The organism is Streptomyces chartreusis (assembly GCF_008704715.1).
GTDB classification, from domain to species: domain Bacteria; phylum Actinomycetota; class Actinomycetes; order Streptomycetales; family Streptomycetaceae; genus Streptomyces; species Streptomyces chartreusis.
In genome coordinates this window covers 6,779,215-6,799,828 of the sequence record NZ_CP023689.1, presented here as the reverse complement: position 1 = coordinate 6,799,828, position 20,614 = coordinate 6,779,215, and the positions used below count along the sequence as shown (strand labels likewise).

Annotated in this window: 20 protein-coding genes; 13 read left to right on the top strand and 7 right to left on the bottom strand. The window is 72.7% G+C overall.

The window, feature by feature from the left end:
- Positions 1-4 precede the first annotated feature (4 nt).
- Entirely contained in the window at positions 5-481 is a 477-nt protein-coding gene (locus CP983_RS44110) for a hypothetical protein (RefSeq protein WP_163016989.1), read from the bottom strand.
- 178 nt (positions 482-659) lie between these two features.
- On the opposite strand from CP983_RS44110, the gene CP983_RS29875 reads away from it, so the two are divergent.
- Positions 660-1,271 carry a DUF2269 domain-containing protein gene (locus CP983_RS29875; RefSeq protein WP_150502969.1) on the top strand — a complete coding sequence of 204 codons (612 nt, stop codon included), beginning with the start codon at positions 660-662 and terminating at the stop codon, positions 1,269-1,271.
- A 15-nt stretch (positions 1,272-1,286) separates the two neighbouring features.
- On the opposite strand, the gene CP983_RS29870 is transcribed toward CP983_RS29875, so the two are convergent.
- Entirely contained in the window at positions 1,287-1,550 is a 264-nt protein-coding gene (locus tag CP983_RS29870; protein WP_107906742.1) for a hypothetical protein, read from the bottom strand.
- Between the two features lie 114 nt (positions 1,551-1,664).
- On the opposite strand from CP983_RS29870, the gene CP983_RS29865 reads away from it, so the two are divergent.
- Positions 1,665-2,519: a hypothetical protein gene (locus CP983_RS29865; RefSeq protein ID WP_150502967.1), complete on the top strand. Its 855-nt coding sequence runs from the start codon at positions 1,665-1,667 to the stop codon at positions 2,517-2,519.
- A 31-nt stretch (positions 2,520-2,550) separates the two neighbouring features.
- On the opposite strand, the gene CP983_RS29860 is transcribed toward CP983_RS29865, so the two are convergent.
- Both CP983_RS29860 and CP983_RS44105 read right to left on the bottom strand, forming a co-directional pair.
- A complete protein-coding gene (locus CP983_RS29860) occupies positions 2,551-3,795 on the bottom strand; it encodes a PucR family transcriptional regulator (protein WP_150502965.1) in 1,245 nt (414 codons plus the stop codon).
- Positions 3,796-3,797: 2 nt separating this feature from the next.
- On the bottom strand, positions 3,798-3,950 hold the full coding sequence (locus CP983_RS44105; protein WP_163016988.1) for a hypothetical protein: 153 nt from the start codon (positions 3,948-3,950) through the stop codon (positions 3,798-3,800).
- A 216-nt stretch (positions 3,951-4,166) separates the two neighbouring features.
- Here CP983_RS44105 and pgfA point away from each other — a divergent pair, with 216 nt between their 5' ends.
- The 10 genes from pgfA (at position 4,167) to CP983_RS29810 (ending at position 17,030) form a co-directional block, all read left to right on the top strand.
- A complete protein-coding gene (pgfA, locus tag CP983_RS29855) occupies positions 4,167-5,153 on the top strand; it encodes a cell envelope lipid trafficking protein PgfA (protein WP_125529366.1) in 987 nt (328 codons plus the stop codon).
- A gap of 217 nt (positions 5,154-5,370) precedes the next feature.
- On the top strand, positions 5,371-6,531 hold the full coding sequence (locus CP983_RS29850) for a glycosyltransferase family 4 protein (protein WP_150502963.1): 1,161 nt from the start codon (positions 5,371-5,373) through the stop codon (positions 6,529-6,531).
- A gap of 136 nt (positions 6,532-6,667) precedes the next feature.
- The gene (locus CP983_RS29845) at positions 6,668-7,345 is read left to right on the top strand and encodes a class I SAM-dependent methyltransferase (RefSeq protein ID WP_229914743.1); all 678 of its coding nucleotides are present in this window, start codon (positions 6,668-6,670) and stop codon (positions 7,343-7,345) included.
- The gene (locus tag CP983_RS29840; RefSeq protein ID WP_150502959.1) at positions 7,342-11,943 is read left to right on the top strand and encodes a DUF3367 domain-containing protein; all 4,602 of its coding nucleotides are present in this window, start codon (positions 7,342-7,344) and stop codon (positions 11,941-11,943) included. Before CP983_RS29845 ends, CP983_RS29840 begins: the two co-directional genes overlap by 4 nt.
- Positions 11,944-12,109: 166 nt before the next feature.
- Entirely contained in the window at positions 12,110-13,708 is a 1,599-nt protein-coding gene (locus CP983_RS29835; RefSeq protein WP_150502957.1) for a condensation protein, read from the top strand.
- Positions 13,705-14,442, top strand: coding sequence for a class I SAM-dependent methyltransferase (locus CP983_RS29830; protein ID WP_150502956.1), 738 nt, complete (start codon positions 13,705-13,707; stop codon positions 14,440-14,442). The genes CP983_RS29835 and CP983_RS29830 overlap by 4 nt, the downstream gene beginning before the upstream one ends.
- 24 nt (positions 14,443-14,466) lie before the next feature.
- The gene (locus CP983_RS29825; RefSeq protein WP_125529827.1) at positions 14,467-15,393 is read left to right on the top strand and encodes a hypothetical protein; all 927 of its coding nucleotides are present in this window, start codon (positions 14,467-14,469) and stop codon (positions 15,391-15,393) included.
- Positions 15,390-15,644, top strand: a complete 255-nt coding sequence (locus CP983_RS29820; protein ID WP_030947729.1) for a Trm112 family protein — start codon at positions 15,390-15,392, stop codon at positions 15,642-15,644. The genes CP983_RS29825 and CP983_RS29820 overlap by 4 nt, the downstream gene beginning before the upstream one ends.
- On the top strand, positions 15,641-16,468 hold the full coding sequence (locus CP983_RS29815) for an FkbM family methyltransferase (RefSeq protein WP_150502954.1): 828 nt from the start codon (positions 15,641-15,643) through the stop codon (positions 16,466-16,468). The genes CP983_RS29820 and CP983_RS29815 overlap by 4 nt, the downstream gene beginning before the upstream one ends.
- Positions 16,434-17,030: a hypothetical protein gene (locus CP983_RS29810; protein ID WP_150502952.1), complete on the top strand. Its 597-nt coding sequence runs from the start codon at positions 16,434-16,436 to the stop codon at positions 17,028-17,030. Before CP983_RS29815 ends, CP983_RS29810 begins: the two co-directional genes overlap by 35 nt.
- Before the next feature lie 17 nt (positions 17,031-17,047).
- Here CP983_RS29810 and CP983_RS29805 read toward each other — a convergent pair whose 3' ends face one another.
- Positions 17,048-17,926 (bottom strand): ATP-grasp domain-containing protein, encoded by an 879-nt coding sequence (locus tag CP983_RS29805; RefSeq protein ID WP_150502950.1) that lies wholly within the window; start codon positions 17,924-17,926, stop codon positions 17,048-17,050.
- A gap of 130 nt (positions 17,927-18,056) precedes the next feature.
- Here CP983_RS29805 and CP983_RS29800 point away from each other — a divergent pair, with 130 nt between their 5' ends.
- Positions 18,057-19,142: a MerR family transcriptional regulator gene (locus CP983_RS29800; RefSeq protein WP_150502948.1), complete on the top strand. Its 1,086-nt coding sequence runs from the start codon at positions 18,057-18,059 to the stop codon at positions 19,140-19,142.
- An 18-nt stretch (positions 19,143-19,160) separates the two neighbouring features.
- On the opposite strand, the gene CP983_RS29795 is transcribed toward CP983_RS29800, so the two are convergent.
- Both CP983_RS29795 and CP983_RS29790 read right to left on the bottom strand, forming a co-directional pair.
- A complete protein-coding gene (locus CP983_RS29795) occupies positions 19,161-19,625 on the bottom strand; it encodes a hypothetical protein (RefSeq protein ID WP_150502946.1) in 465 nt (154 codons plus the stop codon).
- 72 nt (positions 19,626-19,697) lie between these two features.
- Positions 19,698-20,405: a FadR/GntR family transcriptional regulator gene (locus tag CP983_RS29790; RefSeq protein ID WP_150502944.1), complete on the bottom strand. Its 708-nt coding sequence runs from the start codon at positions 20,403-20,405 to the stop codon at positions 19,698-19,700.
- Positions 20,406-20,614 lie beyond the last annotated feature (209 nt).

Genomic DNA, 20,614 nt, shown 5'->3' with positions numbered 1-20,614 from the left:
CGCTTCAGTCGCGCGGCTTCCCCGGTCTGACGTACGTCACGTCGAAGTCCGTCGTCCACCGCTCCCCGTCGGGGGACTGTTCCCAGTTGCCCTCGATGGTGTCGCCGTCGGGGCTGACGGTGACGGTGAGGCGTTGGTGGAAGCCGGGGGCCGCGCGCCACTGGTGCCAGGTGCGGCCGGTCATGGTGGCCCGGTAGACGCGGGCGACCGCGCGGCCGTCGGCGTAGAGGACCGTGAATTCGTCGGACGTGTCGTCGTAGCCGATCAGGGCGAGGGTCGGGAAGGGGGCGTTCGCGGCCCAGGCGCCGGGCAGGGCGGTGTCGGGGCCGACGTCCGCGCGCTGGGCGAGGAAGGCGCCGCCCTCCGTCCAGGCGAACTCGGTCCGGATCGGGCCGACGGTGCTGCCCGCGGCCCACAGTTCCCACTCGCCGAGCATGACGTCGAGTCGGCGCAGGGCGGGGTGGGGTGTCGGTTGGCGCATCGGGGGTTCCTCCTGCTTCGGGTCCAGGTGCAGTGGTGACCGGGCTCGGGGCGGGAACTCATCGTTCTGGCGTGGCCCGCGGAGCAGGCGGGGGCGCGGCGGGTACGCCGACCTCAGTACGCGCGGTTACTCCCGCTGTCAGACGTGCCCGCCGCCCCTGACCGGCACCGTGATGTCCATGTCTTCCACGCCCTCGAAGAACACGTCGTCCGCCTCGGCCAAGCGGCTCAGCCGGCCCGCGCGCCGGACCGCCCTCGTCGTCCACGTCGTCGCCTCCGCGAGCTGGGTCGGGCTCACGCTCGGGCTGCTCGCGCTCGGGGTCACCGCGGCCGGTACCGGGTCCGCGGTGACCGTGGAGGCGTCGGTGCGGGCCATGAAGCTGTTCGCCGACTGGCTGCTGCTGCCGGTCGCGTTCCTCACGCTGGTCAGCGGGCTGGTGCTGTCGCTGGGCACGCAGTGGGGGCTGGCGCGGCACCGGTGGGTCTACGTCAAGTTCTGGCTGACCCTCGCGACGACCGTCGCCACCGTCTTCGCGCTGCGCCCCGGCGTGAACTCCGCGGTGGCCGCCGTCGCCGCGGGCGGGCCGCTGCCGGACGCCGGTGACGTCATGATGGGGCCGATCGTGTCCCTGTCGGTGTACGTCTTCATGACGGTGATCTCCGTGCTCAAGCCCTGGGGGCTGACCAAGCGCGGCCGGAGGCTGCGGGAGGCCGGCGGCCGCCGGTCCGGCACCACCACGAAGCCGGCCGAGTCGGCCGAGCGGAGCCGGCCCGCGCGGCTGGGCACCTGACGCGCGAACCCGTCGTCACAGGTACTGCCCGTCGTCCGCCCCCTTCCCCGCCCCCGGCCACACCTTCACCGCCGCCACATGCGCGAAGTTGACCAGGGCGAAGCCGTTCTCGGCGTCGTCCGGGGCGGTCAGTTCGAAGCGGAGGGTGCGGGACTCGTCGAAGGCCTCGTTGAGGGCCGCGACCGCCGAGTCCAGGGTCGGGAAGTCTCCGGTGCGCAGCGTGAGGGGTTCGCCCTTCACAGGCTGGAGCCAGATGTGTAACTCCGGGTTCGCGGGCATACGGCCACCATGCGCGCCGGGCCCGGCCCGCACAAGTGCCCCACCCCGGGCAACCTCCGGCGCCCCGGCGGCGACCGGTACGTGAAGTCCCGTCCCCCACCAAGGGAGTTCACGATGCGTACCCGTCTGTCGCGCCTCGGCGCATTGCTCGTCACGCTGTTCGCCCTCGTGGTCGCGCCCGGCGTGACCGCCGCCCCGGCCAGGGCAGCCGACCAGTGGAATCCGCCCTCGGGTCTGGTCCAGCCCCTCGGCGAGGTCTGGAACCACGTCGAGTCGACGTACCCCGACCTCTACGGCTTCCGCAACTACGGCTGGGACCAGGTGATGGCCAACCGCGGCAGCGTCAACTACTGCGTCCGCTGGGAGTCCGACGCCCCGGTCAGCACCGCCCTGCGGGACCAGATCCACGCCGCGCTGAAGAAGCAGTTCGGGAAGTGGACGGCCGCCATGACCGAGAGCGACGGCACCGGGCACAATGCCTGGCCGTACCGGAACGTGCCGGTCAACATCATCGGCTGGGCCGTGAAGAACCGGTCCCAGCTCCAGTGGAGCGACAACTCCGTCGACATCTACGCCGGAACGCTGGACTCCGGCGGTGCGCCGCAGTGCGCGCCCGACTGCGGGCGGTTCTTCCACCAGGACGGCGACTACTCCAGGTGCCCGGGCGGCGCAGCCCGCCACTACGACCAGTCGCTGTGGCTGACCAAGGGCTTCCAGGGCGGGGCCGGCGGTGACTGGGGGCAGCGCGTCGGACAGGAGTACTTCACCTCCGCGCTCGGCCAGGAGAACATCCACATCTACCTGCACGAGGTCGGCCACACCTTCGGCCTCGACGACTTCTACGACTGGAGTCCGACCGGCCAGTGCTGCTTCCTGATGAAGGCCGGCTCAGCCACACAGATCACGGACTTCGACAAGTGGATGTTCCGAGACTTCTGGCGCCACCTGAAGAGCCGTTACGGGCTCTGACGGCACCCGGGCGAGGCCGCCCGCCCGACCACTACCGGGGCGTCTCGCCCAGGGCTCCTCTCAACCGCTGTGCGCGCAGCACCAGTTCCAGTTCGAAGCGGCGGTCCGGGTCGTCCATCTCCTCGCCCCAGAGTTCCCGGATCTGGCGCAGGCGGTAGCGGACCGTCTGGGGGTGTACGCCCAGGCGGGCCGCCACCTCGGGGGCGCCGCCCCTGGTTTCCAGCCAGGCCAGAAGGGTCTCCGCGAGGCGTCGGCCGTGGGTGGGTCCGCACTGCTCCAGCGGTGCCAGGCATCTGACGGCCAGGTCGTCGATGAGTTCCTCGGGCTGGAGGAGTACCAGGGCCTCCGTGTGCTCGGTGCAGTAGAGGACCTCGCCGGCCGGCAGCAGGCGGCGTTCCATCAGGTGGACGGCGGCCTCGGCCCAGCGCAGCGACTTCGCAGCGTCGGAGAGCGGCACCGGCGGGCCGATCGCACCCGACCAGCCGCACAGCGCCCGGTTCAGCAGTTCGGGCCGGCCGGCCGCGTCCGGCTCGGGGACGACCATGCGCGGCTGCTCGTACTCCAGGTCGAGCAGCACGCCCTGCCCGACGGCGGGTGCCAGTGCCTCCCGGGCCGGCCGCAGCAGCACGCCCACCGCGACCTTCTCGGGCAGCGGCCAGCCGATCCGGGCGGCCCGCTCGGTGAGGGCGTCCGCGGGATCGCCCCGGTGGTGTTCGGCCAGCAGCAGTTCCATCAGCCGGCGCTGGAGACGCAGCCGCTCGCCCGCCTGGCGCGCCGCGGCCTCGGCGTAGCCGCGCACCGACTGGTCGACGAGGCCGTCGAGATACTCGTAACCGGCGTCCACCAGCTCGTACATCGCGGGCGGCGGGATGTCGACGCGCTGGCCGATCTCGGCGAACCTGCGCCAGGCCAGCCGTACGCCCAGCCGGTAGATCGCCTGGAGGGAGTCGAGCGATCTGCCGTTCAGGCCCTCGCCGCGGCCGAACTCCTGGAAGACGCCCGGGGGCACCCTCGGGCGGCCCTCCGAGGTCTCCAGGTGCTGCACGAAGACCTCGATCGCGCGCCGTATGCCGACCAGGGCCATCGGCTCGCCCGACTCGTCGAGGACGACCGGCAGATGCGGGTACTCGCGCTGGATCTCCCGCAGGATCTCCTCGGCGAGGGCGGGCGCGTCCGCCATGGCCAGCTCCGCGAAGCGACGGACCTGGAAGCGGGGTACGTCACGCCAGGCCGACCGGGTGGCGGCGGGCGAGGCCGTGGAGCGGGTGGCGGCCACGGTCAACTCCCCTGGCCGGCTTGCTCGTAGGTGATCAATGGGGTGTTCGGCTGGTCGGGGGTCGCTTCAAGGAGCGCGACGACGCCGAGCGCGGCTCCCACCGCGAGGACGGCGGCGAGCGCGACGGTCAGCGCGGCGGCGAGCAGTCTGGGCATCGCAGGGTCAGCCTTCCTGTCCGAAGGTCCCGGAGGTTTCCCCACCCCGGTGTCGCTTGCCCGATCCCGACCCCTGCCTGTCGGCCCAGTCTCGACAAGCCGTGACAGCGCGTCAAGACATTGACACTCCGTCAATGGACGCCTACGGTTCCCGGCCCAAGAACGGCCAGGCATCGACCGAGCATCGACCGTGCGTCAACCCCCCAGGAGTGCCGGATGCGCCGTACAGCCTCATCTCTCTCGCTGATCCTGCTGGGCCTCGGCACGTTTCTGCTGGTACTGGCGCCGCTGCTGGCCTGGTACGTCACCCCGCGGGCCGCCGTGAACCCCATCGACATCGACACCACCGCCGTTTACAAAGGCACCGGGAGTGTCTTCGACACCGACAAGATCGAGACCGTGCCCGACCAGCGGATCACCGTCACCCAGCGGGTGCGGGGCGACGTGGCGGCGAGCGAGCGCAGCGGTGACGCCGTCTGGGACGTGATCACCACCGTCGACACCGACAAGTCGCTGCCGGCCGCGGACCCGCACGACGCGCTGGACTACACCCCGCACCGCTGGGTGATGGACCGCAGGACCACCAGGCCGGTGCACTGCTGCGGCGAGAAGCCGTACATCGAGGGCGAGGCCTATCTGAAGTTCCCCTTCGACGTGCAGAAACGCTCCTACCAGTGGTGGGACAACACCGGCGGCACGACGGTGACGATGCGCTACGACGGCACCGAGAAGATCCAGGGCTACACGGGCTACCGGTTCACCGCCAAGGTCGCGCCCCGCAAGGTCGGCACCCGCCTCGTGCCCGGCAGCCTCGTCGACGAGCCGAACCGGCCGCAGGTGCTGGCCGAGGAGTGGTACTCCAACCACGGATTCAGGCTGGTCGTGGACCAGCGCACCGGCCGGGTGATCTACGCGCAGACCGGACCGCGCCGCACGCTGCGGGCGCCCGGCGGCGACAAGGACGCGGCGGTGCTGCTGGACAGCGAGAAGATCGCGTTCACCACGGCCACGCAGAAGGAGGCCGTACGGCAGGCGCGGGAGGACACCGACCGGTTGCGGCTCGTGGGTACGACGTTGCCCATCGGGGCCGCTGTGGCGGGATTCGCGCTTGCGGTGGTCGGCGGGGTTTTGGTGGCACGCGGGCGAAAGCGCCCGGAAGAGCCCGGGACGGTCGAGATGCCCCAGCCCTCGCTCACAATGTGACGTGACGTCAGCTCTAATAAAGCCGGAAATTGTCACGCCGGTGAGTAGCCGTGGCGAACCGCTGGGCGAAAACTGTCCAACCCCACCCGGACACAGCCTGTCCACACCCCATGCACAACGACCGTAAGACGTCCGAAAACCTTCGTTTCCCCCACAGGAACCCAAACCCTCCCTCCCCCACACTGAGTTCCGCACCCTGAGACGAGTTGGAGCACCCATGCCCCAGCACGTGCCCACCCCGCTGCATGCCACCCTCCCTTGGGCATCGCAGCACTCCCCGGCGCACCCCCCACAACCGCGCCGAATCGTTTTTCTCGCCCATCGTGACCTGGGCAACCGATCCGCCGGCGGCTCCGAGCTGCTGGTCGACCGCCTGGCCGACGGCCTCACCCGGCTCGGCCACCAGGTCACCCTGCTGTGCGGAGGCCCCGCTGCCTACCGCGACTATCGGGTCGTCTCGGCAGGCGGCTCGTACGGTCACTACCTGCGCGCCAGATCCGCGTTCACCCGTCAGGTCGGGGACTGCGATCTGCTCGTCGAGGTCTGCAACGGGATGCCGTACTTCGCTCCCATGTGGCACCGCGGACCCACGCTGTGCCTGGTCAACCACGTACACACCGATCTGTGGCAGATGCGGTTCGGCGGACCGCTGGCACCGGCCGCCCGGCTCGGCCGAAGACTGGAGCACTGGGCACTGACCGGTGCGCAGCAGCAGGGTCTGCTGGTCGCCGTGTCCCCTTCGACCGCGCACGCGCTGCGGGCGATCGGCGTCGAACGGGAACGTATTCGTGTCGTGCACAACGGGGTCGAGGAGCCGGGCCCGCTGTGCGACCGTTCGCCGGAGCCGCTGTTCGTGGCCGTCGGGCGGCTCGTGGAGTACAAGCGGATCGATCTGCTGCTGCGGCTGTGGGAGCGGGTGCGGCCGGTGACCGGCGGCCGGCTCCTCATCGTCGGTGACGGGCCCGAGCGCGAGAGGCTGCAGGCGCTCGCCGGTCCCGGCGTCGAGTTCACCGGACACGTTTCCGAGGCGGAGAAGCACCGGCTGCTGTGTGCGGCGTGGCTGCTGCTGCATCCGTCCGCGATCGAGGGATGGGGGCTCGTCGTCACCGAGGCCGCGACCCGGGAGACACCGACCGTCGCCTTCGATGTGCCGGGACTTCGGGATTCCGTCGTGGACGGGGAGACCGGGGTGCTGGCGCGGGGCGAGTCCTCCTTCGCCGCCGCTTGGTGCACGCTCGCCCTGTCGGGACATCGTCGGGAGCTGATGGCGAAGGCTGCGCGGGACCGGGCCGCCCGGTATCGGTGGGAGCGGACCGTGCGGCAGTTCCTGGCGGTCGCCGGTGAGGCGGTGAAGGGGCATGACGCCTATGCGCCGTAGGGGTGGGGCTGTGTCGCGAGTGGCGGTGCGTCGTGGCTTGTCGCGCAGTTCCCCGCGCCCCTATCGGGGCGCCACCGAACCCCCAGTCGTCAAGGACCCTTCCTTCCGGCGCTCCCTCGCCCTCTTTCGTGCCTTCATGCGTGAGCAGGACGACCCCGATTTCTGCTACTCGCTGCTTGCCCGTGATGCCGTCGATCAAGTGGAGGCGTACGGCGGGCCGGTCGACGGGCGGGTCGTCGTGGACGTCGGCGGAGGCGGCGGGTACTTCACCCGGGAGTTCCGGGCAAGGGGTGCTCACGCCTTCCTCTTCGAGCCGGACTTGGCTGAACTCGGCGAGAAACCCCCCGAAGGAACCGTCGTCGCCGACGGGTATCTGCTGCCCCTTCAGGACGGCGTCGCCGATGTCACCTTCTCCTCCAATGTGCTGGAGCACGTGGCCGATCCGCAGACCTTTCTCAGTGAGCTGGCACGGGTGACGCGGCCCGGTGGGCTGATCTACGTGTCGTTCACCAACTGGCTGTCCCCCTGGGGCGGCCACGAGTGGGCCCCCTGGCACTATTTCGGCGCCGAGCGGGCCCGGGCCCGCTATCGCCGGCGTACCGGGCGGGCCGCCAAGCACACCCTCGGCGAGAACCTCTTCGCCGTGCACATCGGCACCACCCTGCGGCAGGTGCGCGCCCGCGACGACGTGAAGGTCGTCTCGGCGCGCTCCCGCTACTGGCCGTTCCTCGCGGAAGCCGTCGTGAAGGCGCCCGGCATCCGCGAGTTCGCCACCTGGAACCTCCTCCTCATCCTCAGGCGGTGTCCACCATGACGACGACCACGGTCCAGGCTCCTCCCCCGGCGGCGGTGCCCACCTCCGCGCCCGCCTCGGGCCCGCCGGAGGGTCCGCGGTCGCGGCGCTGGCTGCTGGGGTTCTGGGCCGTGGTGTTCGTGCTGTTCCTCGTGGCGCAGCCGGGGCGGCAGACCTTCGACACCAAGCTGGGCGTGACCGTCGACCCGGGGCAGTTCCTCGCCGACCTCGGGCAGTTGTGGCACGACGAGGGTGGTTTCGGCGGGATACAGGACCAGTACGCGGGCTATCTGTGGCCGATGCTGCCGTTCTACTGGCTGGCCGATCTCGTACGGCTGCCGGTGTGGATGGCGGAGCGGCTGTGGATGTCGCTGATCGTGTCCGTCGCCTTCTGGGGCGCGCTGCGACTGGCGGAGCGGCTGCGCGTGGGCAGTGACGGATCGCGTCTGGTGGCCGCCGTCGCGTACGCGCTGTGGCCGGTCTTCACGATCGTCGTCGGGTCGACGTCCGCCGCCGCGCTGCCGGGTGCGTTCCTGCCCTGGGTGCTGCTGCCGCTGACGAACGAGCGGTACACGGCGCGGGTCGCCGCGCTGCGGTCGGCGCTGGTCATCCCCTTCATGGGCGGCGTCAACGCGGCCTCGACGCTGGCCTCGCTGCTGCCGGTCGGGCTGTATCTGCTGTCCCGTCCACCGGGGCCACGGCAGCGGAAGCTGATCGGCTGGTGGGTGCCGGGGGTGATCCTGGCGACCGCCTGGTGGGTGGTCCCGCTGCTGCTGCTCGGCACGTACGGGGAGAACTTCCTTCCCTACGTGGAGAGTTCGCAGACCACCACCGAGACCATGTCGGCGACGGAGGCGCTGCGCGGCGGCGGCAACTGGGTCGCCTATCTGCACTTCGGCGAGGCCTGGCTGCCGGCCGGCTGGACCGTCGCCGCGTCCGTCGTCGTGGTCGTCTGCTCGGCGCTCGCCGCCGGGCTCGGGGTCGCGGGGCTGGCCCGGCGGGACATGCCGGAGCGGCGCTGGCTGGTGCTGACCGTGGTGACGGTGGCGCTGATCCTGCTCGCCGGGTACGGCGGCGCGTTCGGCGCGCCCTTCCACGGGGTCGTGCAGGACTGGCTGAACGGCTGGCTGGTCCCCTTCCGCAACATCTACAAGTTCCAGACGGGGCTCGCCCTGGCGCTGGTGCTCGGCCTCGCCCATCTGGTGGGCGTGGCGGCCCAGGCGCGCGGGGCGCGGCCGGTGCCCGGGCGGCGGTTCGCCGCGCTGATCGCGGCCGTGCTGGTGCTGCCGGGTCTGCTGCTGCCGTATCTCAACGGCTCGATCCTCAACCCGGGTTCCTTCAAGGAGATCCCCAAGTACTGGCAGAGCACGGCCGACTGGATGAAGAAGTACTCCCCCGACGCCCGTGCGCTCGTCGTCCCGGCGACCGCGCACGGCATCTACACCTGGGGCTCGACCATCGACCAGCCCCTCGACGTCCTCGCCGACTCGCGCTGGGCGCAGCGGGACTACGTCCCCTTCGGCACCCCCGGCAACCGGCGCGCGATGGACGCCGTCGAGCAGGCCCTGATGACCGGGGGCCGGGTGCCGGGGCTGGCCGACTTCCTGAGCCGGGCGGGCGTGTACTACGTCGTCGTCCGCAACGACCTCGACCCCGACCAGATCGGCTCGGTCCCGACGACGACGGTGAAGCGGGCCCTGGAGCAGTCCGGGTACCAGCGGGTGACCGGCATCGGGCCGGTCATGACCGGCGGGCGGATCTCCGAGGGCACCCCGCTCCAGGTGGAGGGGCTGTATCCGCGGCAGCGGGCCGTGGAGATCTACCGGCCGGCCGACGTGGACGTGCCGCGGCCGCACCAGGCCGGGCTGCAACCGGTCGCCGACACGGCCGTCGTCTCCGGCGGCCCGGAGGCGCTGCTGCCGCTGGCGTCGCAGTTGCGGGGCCGGCCGAGCGTGCTGACGGGCGACAACCACCCCGGCCTCGGCTCACCGCAGGTGCAGGTCACCGGCGACGGGCTGCGGCGCGCGGACACCCGGTTCGGGCTGGTCAACGCCAACACCTCGTACACGTACACCCGCGACGAGCGCAACGCGCCGGACGCCGCACAGGACGCGGGCGACAAGCCGCACCAGATCCTGCCCACCACGGGCGCCGGCCACCAGACCGTGGCCGAGCTGCGCGGGGCGCGTTCGGTGACGGCGTCCTCGTACGGCAGCTGGCTCTTCCATCTGCCGCAGTTCGACCCGGTGAACGCCTTCGACGGCAACCCGGACACGGCGTGGACCGAGGGTTCGGAGGGCTCGCCGGACGGTGAGTGGCTGCGGATCGCCTTCGCGGGCGGGTCGTACGACATGCCGTCGTCGTTCAAGGTGACGCCGCTGCCGCAGGAGGCGGTGCGGGCGGCGGCCACGCGGGTGCGGGTGGAGACGGAGAAGGGGGCGGTGAGCAGCTTCCTGCGGCCGGACGGCACGGCCCAGAGCGTCAAGGCGCCTGCGGGTGCGACGCGTTGGATGAAGCTGACGATCACGGACTCGGTGGCCCGGCAGGCCGGACTGACCGGCGCGGGCTTCTCCGAGATCGCCCTGCCGGACGTGACGGTGACCCGGCTGCTGCGGCTGCCTACGGACGCCGAGGACTCCGCGGCCGCCGCCGAGATCGTCTCGCTGTCCCGTGCGGCGGACCCGACCGGTCTGTCGGCGACCGGCACGGAGGCGGGCCTGCACCGGCGCTTCGGCACGGCCGGCGCGGGGACGTACGAGATGCGGGCGAGCGCGGTGCCGGTCGCCGGTACGGAGCTGGACGAGCTGCTGTACGAGGTGGCGCCGGACCAGAAGAACCGGATCGTCGCGACCGCCGACTCCACGGCGCGGCTGGGGGCGGGGCTGTCGCCGCGCAACCTGACCGACGGCGACCTGACCACGGCGTGGATCGCGGGCGACCGTCCGACGATCCATCTGCGCTGGCCCGACAAGCAGGCCGTCGGGGAGATCGTGCTGGCGCCGGCCGGCGGCCTCTCCAGCCGCCCGACCGAGGTCCACATCAGCTCCCCGGACGGCGCGGCGATCGCGGGCGTCGACGAGAACGGCAACGTCCGCTTCCCGCCGATCACCACCGACCGTCTGGACGTCACCGTCACGGAGACGGCCCCGCTGACCCTCTACAACCCGGTGGTGGACGAGGACCTGCAACTCCCGGTCGGCCTCACGGAGGCCTACGTCCCGGCCCTCGACCAGTACCGGACCCCGCCGCCGCGCGGCTCCCGGCCGTTCTCGCTGCCGTGCGGCAAGGGGCCGGTCGTCTCGGTGGACGGGGAGCTGTACCGGACGAGCGTGCGCGGGACCGTCGGGGACCTGGTCGAGCGGCGCCAGGTCGAGGTGATGCTCTGTCAGCAGGGGCGTGAGGACGTCGAGTTGCGACTCTCGGCCGGGGAGCACCAAGTGGAGGCCGGGGACGGCGGGCCGCTCGTGCTGACCGACGTGACGCTGACCCGGGGCACGGTCGCCGAGGCCACGAGCGTGGCGCGCGACCTCGGGATACGGGACTGGCTCGGCGACCGGCGCGCGGTGACCGTGGGCTCGGGCGCGGCGAGCTATCTGACGATGTACGAGAACTTCAACGACGGCTGGCACGCCACGCTGAACGGCAAGGAGCTCACGCCGGTCCGGCTGGACGGCTGGCAGCAGGGCTGGCGGATCCCGGCGGGCGCCGGCGGCACGGTCGAGCTGTCGTACGAGCCGGCGGTGGCCTACGAGGCCGGGCTGATCGGCGGCGCCGTCGGGGTCGCCCTGCTGGCCGGGCTGGTGCTGTGGCGCCGGCGGGCCCCGAACACCGGCGAGCCGCAGGCCGTGCCGCCGCTGCCGGGGCTGTGGCTCGGCACGGTCGCGGTGACCGTGGTCGGCGTGTTCATCGCCGGCTGGTTCGCGCTGCTGGTGCCGGCCCTCGCCCTGCTGGCGTGGCGCAGGCACGCCCTGCTGGTGCCGCTCGCGTTCCTCGCGCTGGCCGGGGCGGGGATCGCCGCCGCGGTCGGCGCCGGGGAGCCGGTGGGCGCAGGGGACGGCGCGTTCGGTCATACGGCCCAAGTGCTGGCGCTGATCGGGTTGTTCGCGGGGGTCGTGAGCGTACGGGAGAGGGCTGCCGGGGTGCCTTCGGGCGCCGGGGGTGGCGCCGGGGGGCCGATGGGTGCCGGGGGCGGTGCCGGGGCGCCGATGGGTGCCGGGGGCGGTGTCCCGGGTGGCCCTCCGGAGGCGCCGACGCGGCCGTTGCCGCATCGGGTGCGCGGGCGCAGTGCGCTCGGGACCGATCCGGAGGGCGAGTGGGAGCCGGGTACGAACTATCCGCGCCCCGCGTCCGGGCCGGCCGCTCCCGAATCCGGGCCTACCGCCCCCGAGTCCGGGCCGCACACCTCCGCGTCCGGGCCGCACACTTCGGCGTCCGGGCCGACCGTCTCCGCCCGCGGTCCCGGCGTACCGGACCCCGATCCACCGACCACGCGCATCCCGCCACGCAAGCCGCGCCTGCGGGCGACCGGCCCCGAGGACGCCCCGGCGCCCGCCCGGGAGCACGGCACCGGAACGGCCGGCGACGGGAAGGACGACTCCGGGAAAGGCCAGGCCCCATGACCGCACTCCAGCAACCCGCGCGCGCCGAGGGTCCGTCGCGGCCGCCGGCCCTCGCGGACGCGGCCGCGCGGCACGGTCACCGGGACGAGACCGCACCGGCACCCGCCGAGCGTCGCGGCGCCACAGCCGGCAACGGAACGGACGACTCCGGGAAAGGCCAGGCCCCATGACCGCACTCCAGCAACCCGCGCGCGCCGAGGGTCCGTCGCGGCCGCCGGTACGTGTGCCGTTCCCCGTCGTGGACGAGGTCGCCCGGCACTGCCTCCAGGAGGAGGAGCCGGAGACGGTCCATATCGAGGTCCATCTGCCGGGGCGGCTGGACGAGGGGCGGCTGCGGACGGCCTTCGCGCAGGCGCTGGGCCGGCATCCGCGGATTCTGATGCGGGAGGCGCCGGGGCGGTGGTACCGGCGCCGGTACGAATGGGAGCTGACGGCGGAGCCGGACGTGGAGGTGGTGAGCTTTCCGGCGCCGGGCCGCAACGCCCTGCGGGACGCACGGACCAGGGCGCTCACCCAGGCGCCGCCGTTGACCCTGTCGCCGCCGATCAGGCTGGAGGTCGTACAGCGCAGCGGGCCGGTCGAGGGCAGCGAGGCGGCGGACGCGGTCGGCGGGACGCGGGGCGCGCCTGCCGGGGCAAGGGCCGTGGGCGAGACACGGGGCCGTGCGGCTGCCGGGGAAGGGGCCGTCGGCGAGACACAGGGCGGTGCGCCTGCCGCGGGAAGGGCCGTCGGCGAAACACAGGGCCGTACGCCTGCGGGGGAAGGGGCCGTCGGCGAGACACAAGACCGTGCGGCTGCCGGGAAAGGGGCCGTCGGTGGGGCCCCGCCGCCGCAGATCCCGGGCCCCGGGCCGGGCGAGCCGCTCGGGACCGTTCTCTTCCTCACCATCAACCACACCGCCCTCGACGGCCCCGCCTGCCTCCGCGTCCTCGCCACCGCCGCCGAGATCTACGGCGGCCGGAACAACTCCCCCGCAGCCGCGCCGGTCCGCACGCAGGAGACCCCGCCGCCGACCGAGGAGACCCCCTCCAACTGGTCACCGCCCGCGCGGGTGGTGCCCGGCACCCCCGAGCCGTCCCCCGGCAACGGCATGCTCGTCACCGAACTCCCCCTGCCGCACCGCCCCAAGGGCTCCCCCTACACCGTCAACGACCAGCTCATGGTCACCACGGCCCTGACGATCGCCCACTGGAACAGGGAACACGGCGACCGGCCCCGCCCGCTGCGGATCACCATGCCCGTGGACGACCGCCCCCGGGACGCCACCATGCCCATCGGCAACGGCACCCGCCTCGTCGAAGTCCCCTTCACTCCCGAGGAGTTGGCCGCGCACGCCCCGGCCGACATGCCGGCCCTGCTGCACCGCACGGCCACCCGCACCCGCGCCCTGAAGTCCCTCCCCCGGCCCCAGCTCGGCCACGGGGCGGCCCTCCTCACCGCACCGCTCGCCCCCGTCGCCTGGCGCGCCGCCGTCACCCGGGGCCTGCGCAGAGCCGCCGCGCCCTGGACCTCGACGACCCTGCTCAGCAACATCGGCCGTATCCCCTACGCCCTCGACTTCGGCGCGGACGCCGGCCGGGCGCACGCCGTGTGGTTCTCGGCGCCAGCCCGGATGCCGCGCGGCCTGACCGTCACCACCGCCTCCACGGCCGGCCGTCTCCACCTCGCGCTGCGCTGGTCGCGGGCCCTGCTCGGCCACGGCGACGGCGCCCATCTGCGGGACCTGTTCGAGCACTACCTGCACTCCACGGAGGTGACCGAGTGACGACGACCGCCCCACCCCCGAAGGACCTCCGCGACTTCTACGAGAACCCCGCCGTCCCGGTCGCCTCCGGCACCCCCCGCAGCCGCCGCCAGGCCCGCATGCTCGCCCAGGCCCTGGGCCCGGCGACCGCCGGACGGGCGCGCACCGTCCTCGACATCGGCTGCGGCGACGGCACCGCCGCGGCCACCGCCGCCCCCTTCCTCACCGGCCACCGCATCATCGGCCTGGACTGGTCCCAGGACGCCCTGCGGCGGGCCCGCACCCGGATCCCGTACGCCGTGCGCGGTGAACTCACCGACGGCGGGCTGCCGTTGCGGACCGGCGCCGCCGACGCCGTGCTGTTCAGCGAGGTGATCGAGCACCTCGTGGACCCGGACGCCGCCCTGGACGAGATCCGCCGGGTGCTGCGTCCCGGCGGCCATCTGATGCTGTCCACCCCGAACCTGGCCGCCTGGTACAACCGGGCGCTGCTGCTGGCCGGGGTGCAGCCGGTGTTCTCGGAGGTCAGCCTGCGCGGGATCCACGGCCGGCCGGGACGGGAGGTCGTGGGGCATCTGCGGCTCTACACCGCCCGCGCGCTGCGGGAGTTCGTGGCCGCGTCCGGCTTCGAGGTCGTACGCCTGGCGGGTGCGCCCTTCCACGGCGTACCGCGGGCGCTGCGGCCGTTCGACCGGCTGGCCTGTGCCAGGCCGTCGCTCGCGTCGATCCTGCTTCTGCACGCGCGGCGGACCTAGGGGGCGGGGACCATGTGGTGGGGAGTGGCCGCGGCCCTGATGGCGAACACCCTGTACAGCCTCGGTTTCGTCCTGGAGAAACGGGCGCTCACCGCCCTCCCGGAGGTGACGATCCGGCAACCCGCCCGGCTGCTGCGGCTGGTGCTCGGCAGCCCGCTGTGGATCGGCGGCTCCCTCGCCCTCGCCGCCGGTTTCGCCGCCCAGCTCGTGGTCTACCGCACCCTGCCGATCGCCGCCGCGCAGGGCATCTTCGTCTCCGGCCTGGTGCTGCTCGTGCTGCTGTCCGCGCGGCTGCTGGGCGAGGAGACCAGCGGGCGGGAACGGTACGCGCTCGGCGCGATCCTCGCCGCGCTGCTGATGGTCGTCCTGTCGCTGCGCGAAGGGCCCGGCGGCGGGGAGACGGTCGGGCAGGAGGCGCCGTACCCGCTGATCCTGCTGGTGTGCGTGCCGTCGCTGGCGGCGGGCGTGTGGCTGTACGGCTCCGCCGAGCGCAGGACCCGGCACCGGCACCGGCTGCCGACGACCGGCGTCGAGTACGGCGTGGCGGTGGGGCTGCTGTACGGGGTCAGTTCCCTCGCGATCAAGGGGGTGTCGAGCCAGCTGACGACCAGCGGGGTGGGCGGCGCGGTGCTCGGCCTGCTGCGCTCGCCGTACCCGTACCTCCTGCTCTTCACCGGCGCGTTCGGTCTTGTGCTGTCGCAGGCCGCGCTGCAACGCTGCCGGGCCTCGCTGATCGTGCCGGTGTGCACGACGGTGACCTGCGTGTACACGGCCGTGCTCGGCACGCTGTCGTTCGGCGAGGCGCTGCCCGAGGACCCGCTGCGGCTGGCGCTGCGGGTGGCGGGCACGGCGCTCGCCCTGACCGTACTGATGTCGATGCCCCGGCACGACCGGCAGCCCGCTCCACCCTCGCAACCCTCCATCGGTGCCAAGGAGTTGACGCCACCGTGAAACCCGACGACCCACTCCTGCGGATCCTGGCCTGCCCGCTCGACAAAGGGCCGCTGCACCTGGTCGTGCCCGACACCCCGGCCGGGAAGGACACCGAGGAGGACCCGGCAGAGACTGCCGAAGCTCTGTACAACCCGCGCCTGCACCGCCGTTACCCGATCATCGACGGCATCCCGCAGCTGCTGCCGGACTCCGGCCGGCAGGTCTCCGACGACGAACACGAGGAACTCCTCAAACGGATGGCCACATGACCAGGACGATGGCAGCGCGCCTGGCCCCGTTCCTGCCGGTGAAGCTGGTCGCGGCGACCGCCAGGGCCGTCTATCCGCGCTTCGAACCGGAGCTGGCCCGGATCGCCGACCTGTGCCCGCCCGGCTGCGGCACGGCGGTCGACGTCGGCGGCTGGTACGGCCCCTGGACGCACCGGCTGCGCAGACGCGCACGGCAGGTGGTGACGGTCGAACCGGTCCCCCACCTCGCGCGGCTCCTCGCCTCGGGGACCCCGCCGAACGTGCGCGTGATCCAGGCCGCCGCCTCCGACCGCCCCGGCACGGCCCGCCTGTGGCTGCCGCCGGGCGACTCCGGCGACCGCGGTGTGTCGTCGCTGGTCCGCCGGGACATCCACGCCCGCGCCCTGCACGTGCCCTGCGTCGCCCTCGACGACCTCGGCCTCAAGGACGTCGACTTCATCAAGGTCGACGTGGACGGCAACGAGCTGGCGGTGCTGCGCGGCGCGACCGGCGTCCTGGCCCGCGACCGCCCGGCGCTCTTCGTGGAACTGGAGTCCCGCATCCAGCCGATCGCCCCGGTGGTGACGTATCTGTCCCTGCTGCGCTACGACGGCTGGGTGCTGCCCGGCAGCAGTTGGGTGCCGCTGGCGTCGTTCCCGTTGGAGGCGCACCAGGCGAAGGCGTCGTACGTCGCCTCCCAGGGCCTGCTGCGCCGGGTCCTGCCGTTCGGTGCCCTCCGGGGGCCTCGTTACGTCAACTCCGTCCTGTTCCTGCCGGACGGCCGCCTGCCCGCCGGACCGGTGCGCGACCATGGGTCGCATGCCCTCCGGAAAGCCTCCCGCTAGCCCGTTCACCGCCGCCGACTTCCAGCTGGTGCTGCTGCGCCGCATGGCCGACCACAATCCGGACCTGGTGGAGGACGCCCGCCGTGAGCTGGGCGTCTCCCTCGCCGGGATGCGCGAGGCGAACAAGCGGTGGCAGGCGATGGTCCGCTCGCCGCGGGCGCGCGCCGCCGCCTCGCGGTACCGGTCGGTGCTGGGCGCGCCGGAGTCCGTCGTCACCCGCAAGGTCGGCGACCTGGAGTGCGAGGCCTGGCTGTGGCCGCTCCCGCTCTGGCCCGACCTGCGCTTCGAGGTACTGCTCGCCCCGAACGGCGCGGTCTGGAACGAGTGGCTGGTCCGCGCCCCCGGCGCCGCCGCCCCGCCCCTGCGCACCCTCGCCGACCTCACCCCCTGGTCCTGCACGGTCGACGAGGCGGCCAGGGCCTTCGCCCCGGCCCGCCCATTGGAGGGCACGGCTCCTACGCGGTGGGGTCTTACGTTCGTGGCGCCTGATGAGGGGGGTGCGCGGCGGGAGGTGGTGGCGGAGTTCACTTGGGGGTTGTTGCAGCGGGTGGGGGTGCGCTAGTCCCGGAGAGCGCGGGGTCAGCGAGCGGTGGCGGCCTCCGCCAGGATCGCTTCCACGACCCGCGCCACCGACCCGGGGTGCAGCCAGAGGAAGAGGTTCGGCTCCACCAGCTCCAGTTCCATGACCCGGGGCTGCCCGTCCTCCCCGTCGACGAGGTCCACGCGCGCGTACAGCAGCTCGACGGCCTCGGGTACGGCGGCCAGGGCGCGCTCGGCGACGGCGAGTTCGGCCGGGGTGGGGGTCCAGGGCTCCAGGCCGGGGTGGGCGATCTTGCGCTCGTCGTAGGGCGTGCCCGGGGTGAGGACGGCACCCTTGCGGGCGGCGTGCAGGAAGCGGCCGCCGAAGAACTGGAGCGCCCGTTCGCCACTGACGTCGATGCTCTCGACGTAGGGCTGCACCATCGCGGTGAACCCCTCCGCGTGCATGCGCGCGAGCTGCCGTACGGCCGTCTCGTGCTCGTCGGGTGTGTAGCGGGCGGCGAAGCGGGCGCCCGCGCCGGAGGTGGGCTTGACGACGTACTCGTGGCGGGCCGGGAGGTCGGCGGTGTCGCCGGGGGCGAGGTAGCGGGTGGGCACGACGGGCACACCGGCGGCGGCGAGGTCGCCGAGGTAGCGCTTGTCGGCGTTCCAGCGGACCACGCCGGCCGGGTTCGCGAGCCGAGTGGCCTTGCCGCAGCGCTCGGCCCACGCCAGGAACTCGGCGGCGCGCCAGCTGTAGTCCCAGGTGGAGCGGATGACGGCGAGGTCGTAGCGGACCCAGTCGGCCGTCTCGTCGTCCCAGTGCACGATGTCGGCCTCGGCGCCGGCCTCCGTGAGTGCCCGCGCCAGGACGGGCAGGTCGCGGTCGACGCTGATCTGGGCGCCGGGTCGGCAGGTGACGAGGGCGATGCGGGGCACGCCGGGCTCCTCCGTGTCGGACGGGTGTGCGATGCGCAGGCTAACAAGCGCCCGCGGAACCGGGACAGCCCGCTTGACCTTCACCTTTGGTGAAGCCACAGCATCGGTGCGAGGAACCGGAGGGATCGCGATGCGCGAGGACATGCTGACGATCGGGGCCTTCGCCAAGGCCTGCCGCCTGTCGCCGAAGGCGCTGCGGCTGTACGACGAGCTGGATCTGCTGAAGCCCGGCCGGGTCGACCCGGACACCGGGTACCGGTACTACGCCGTCGCGCAGCTGGAGCAGGCAAGGCTGGTGGCGTGGCTGCGGCGGCTGGGGATGCCGCTGGCCCGGATCCGTCAGGTGTGCGTGCTGCGACCGGCCGACGCCGCCCGTGAGATCCGCGCGTACTGGGCGCGGGTGGAGACGGAGACGGCGGCGCGGCGCGATCTCGCGGAGTTCCTCGTAGAGGAGTTGTCCGCTGTGTCTGCGTCTGTGTCTGTGTCGAGGAAGGACACCACCATGCTGGAACTGCGTTACTGCGCCCACTCGGACCGGGGCCTGGTCCGCCCCGCCAACCAGGACACCGCCTACGCCGGCTCCCGCCTGCTGGCGGTGGCCGACGGCTTCGGCCCGACGGGCCACCCCGCGAGCAGCGCCGCCATCGACGCCCTCCGCGTCCTGGACACCCCGGAGGCCCCCACGGGCAACGTCCTGAACCTGCTGGACGACGCGGTACGGGGGGCGACGGACGCCGTGCGCGACGCGGTGGACGGCGATGAAGAGGGCGCCGGCACAACCCTGACCGCACTGCTGTGGACGGGCTCGCGGCTGGCCCTGGTCCACATCGGCGACTCCCGCGCCTATGTGCTGCGCGGCGGCGGCCTGTTCCGCATCACGGACGACCACACGGTGGTCCAGTCGATGATCGACGAGGGTCGCCTGACCCCGGAGGAGGCGGCGACCCACCCCCAGCGCATGCTGCTCCTCAAGGCCCTGACCCCGACCGCCACCCCGGACCTGCGCCTCCAGGACGCCGAACCCGGCGACCGCTACCTCCTGTGCTCCGACGGCCTCTCCCGAGTCGTCCCCGACGGTCAAATCCGCGACCTCCTCACCTCCGCCCCAACCCCCGACACGGCCGTCCACGCCCTGACAGCAGCAGCGAACGAGGCCGGCGGCCCGGACAACATCAGCTGCGTGGTGGCAGACGTGGTGGACCGGACGACGACCTGAGAGGGGCCACCCCCGTGTTCAGTCGGCGGTGAGGTCGGAGCGCATGGTCCTGCGCAAACTGTCGAGTGCCTCTCTGACGGCGCTCATGGCTGACGGCCACTCGGGGTCGTTGGCCATGTCGGCTCCGTCGAAGCGGTCCCGTAAGTCTCTGATCCGCATGAAAGCCTGGTCGGCGTCGTCGCCGAGACCTTGTGGAGCGATGATCAGCATCTGATAGCGGAGATGGTAGGCATTGGTCGACCCGAGTATCTCGCCTGCCTGCTTCATCCGGTCTTCCCTGGTGAGGCCGGCGTCGCGCTTCAGGTCTCGCAGGCGATGAGTGGTCAGCGAGAGCGCCCCGAGATATTCGGCGTACAGCTGCTGCTTGACCGCGCGTTCGCGAGCCGAATTCTCCCGACGCCATCGTGACCGCTCGGCGAGGAGTGTGGTGCTGACGCCCAGGATGGCGCCGAGTGCAGTACCTGCGAGCGTTCCCCAGTCCACAAGGGGATGCTAGGGGCGGGATGCGCTACGGCTCAGGGACTTGCCGCCATCCGATGAGGATGGAACCCCCGGTCAGTTTTCTTCGTCCGGCTCCCAGTCGAGCAGCCGCACCTTCGCCACCGTGCGGACATGGCGGCGCATGGCGGCGGCCGCGCGGCCCGGCTGCCCGGCGGCGACGGCGTCGAGGATGGCCTGGTGCTGGGCGAGGGAGCGGGCGGGCCGGTGCGGCTGGCGCAGCGACTCGGTGCGGCTCTCGGCGATCTGGCCGGCGATGGAGCGCATGAACTCGGCGAGGATGCTGCTGTGCGCGGCGGCGGTGACGGCGGCGTGGAACAGGCGGTCGCCCTCGACCCCGTGGCCGTCGTCCTCGATCTCCTTCGCCATGTGCGCGAGCGCCGACCGCATCGCCGCGAGGTCCTCCTCCGTGCGGCGCTCGGCGGCCAGTTCGGCGAGTTTCGTCTCCAGCGCCTCGCGGGCCTCCAGGACGTCCGGCAGGCGCCGGCGGCGCTCGACCATCCGCTCCACGGGCTCCACGTCGAGGCTGTCGCGGACGAGGTACATACCGCCCCCGTGCCGCACCTCGACCAGGCCCTGCACCTCCAGGACGACGATCGCCTGCTTCACGGAGGCCCGGCTGACCCCCAGTCGCTGGGCCAGATCGCGTTCGGTCGGCAGGCGGTCCCCGGCGCCGAGACCGCCTTCGGCGACGTAGGCGCGCAGCCGGTCGAGCACCTGCTCGTAGAGGCGCTGTTTGGTCATGGGGCGCAGGGCGTCGGTCACGATTTCCCCCTTCTCGTCGGGAGCGTAACACCGGGCGGACAGCTGATCGGGCGCATCGAGTGGCCAATTGGCTCAGCCAATTTTTGTACGAACCCTTGACGTTCCCGGCCCGCCCGCCCACGCTTTCCAGCCATCACCCCAATTGGCTCAGCCACTTTGCCAATCCGAGGGGTGTGGAACCCCGCAACCGCTCCGGGACCCAAAGACGG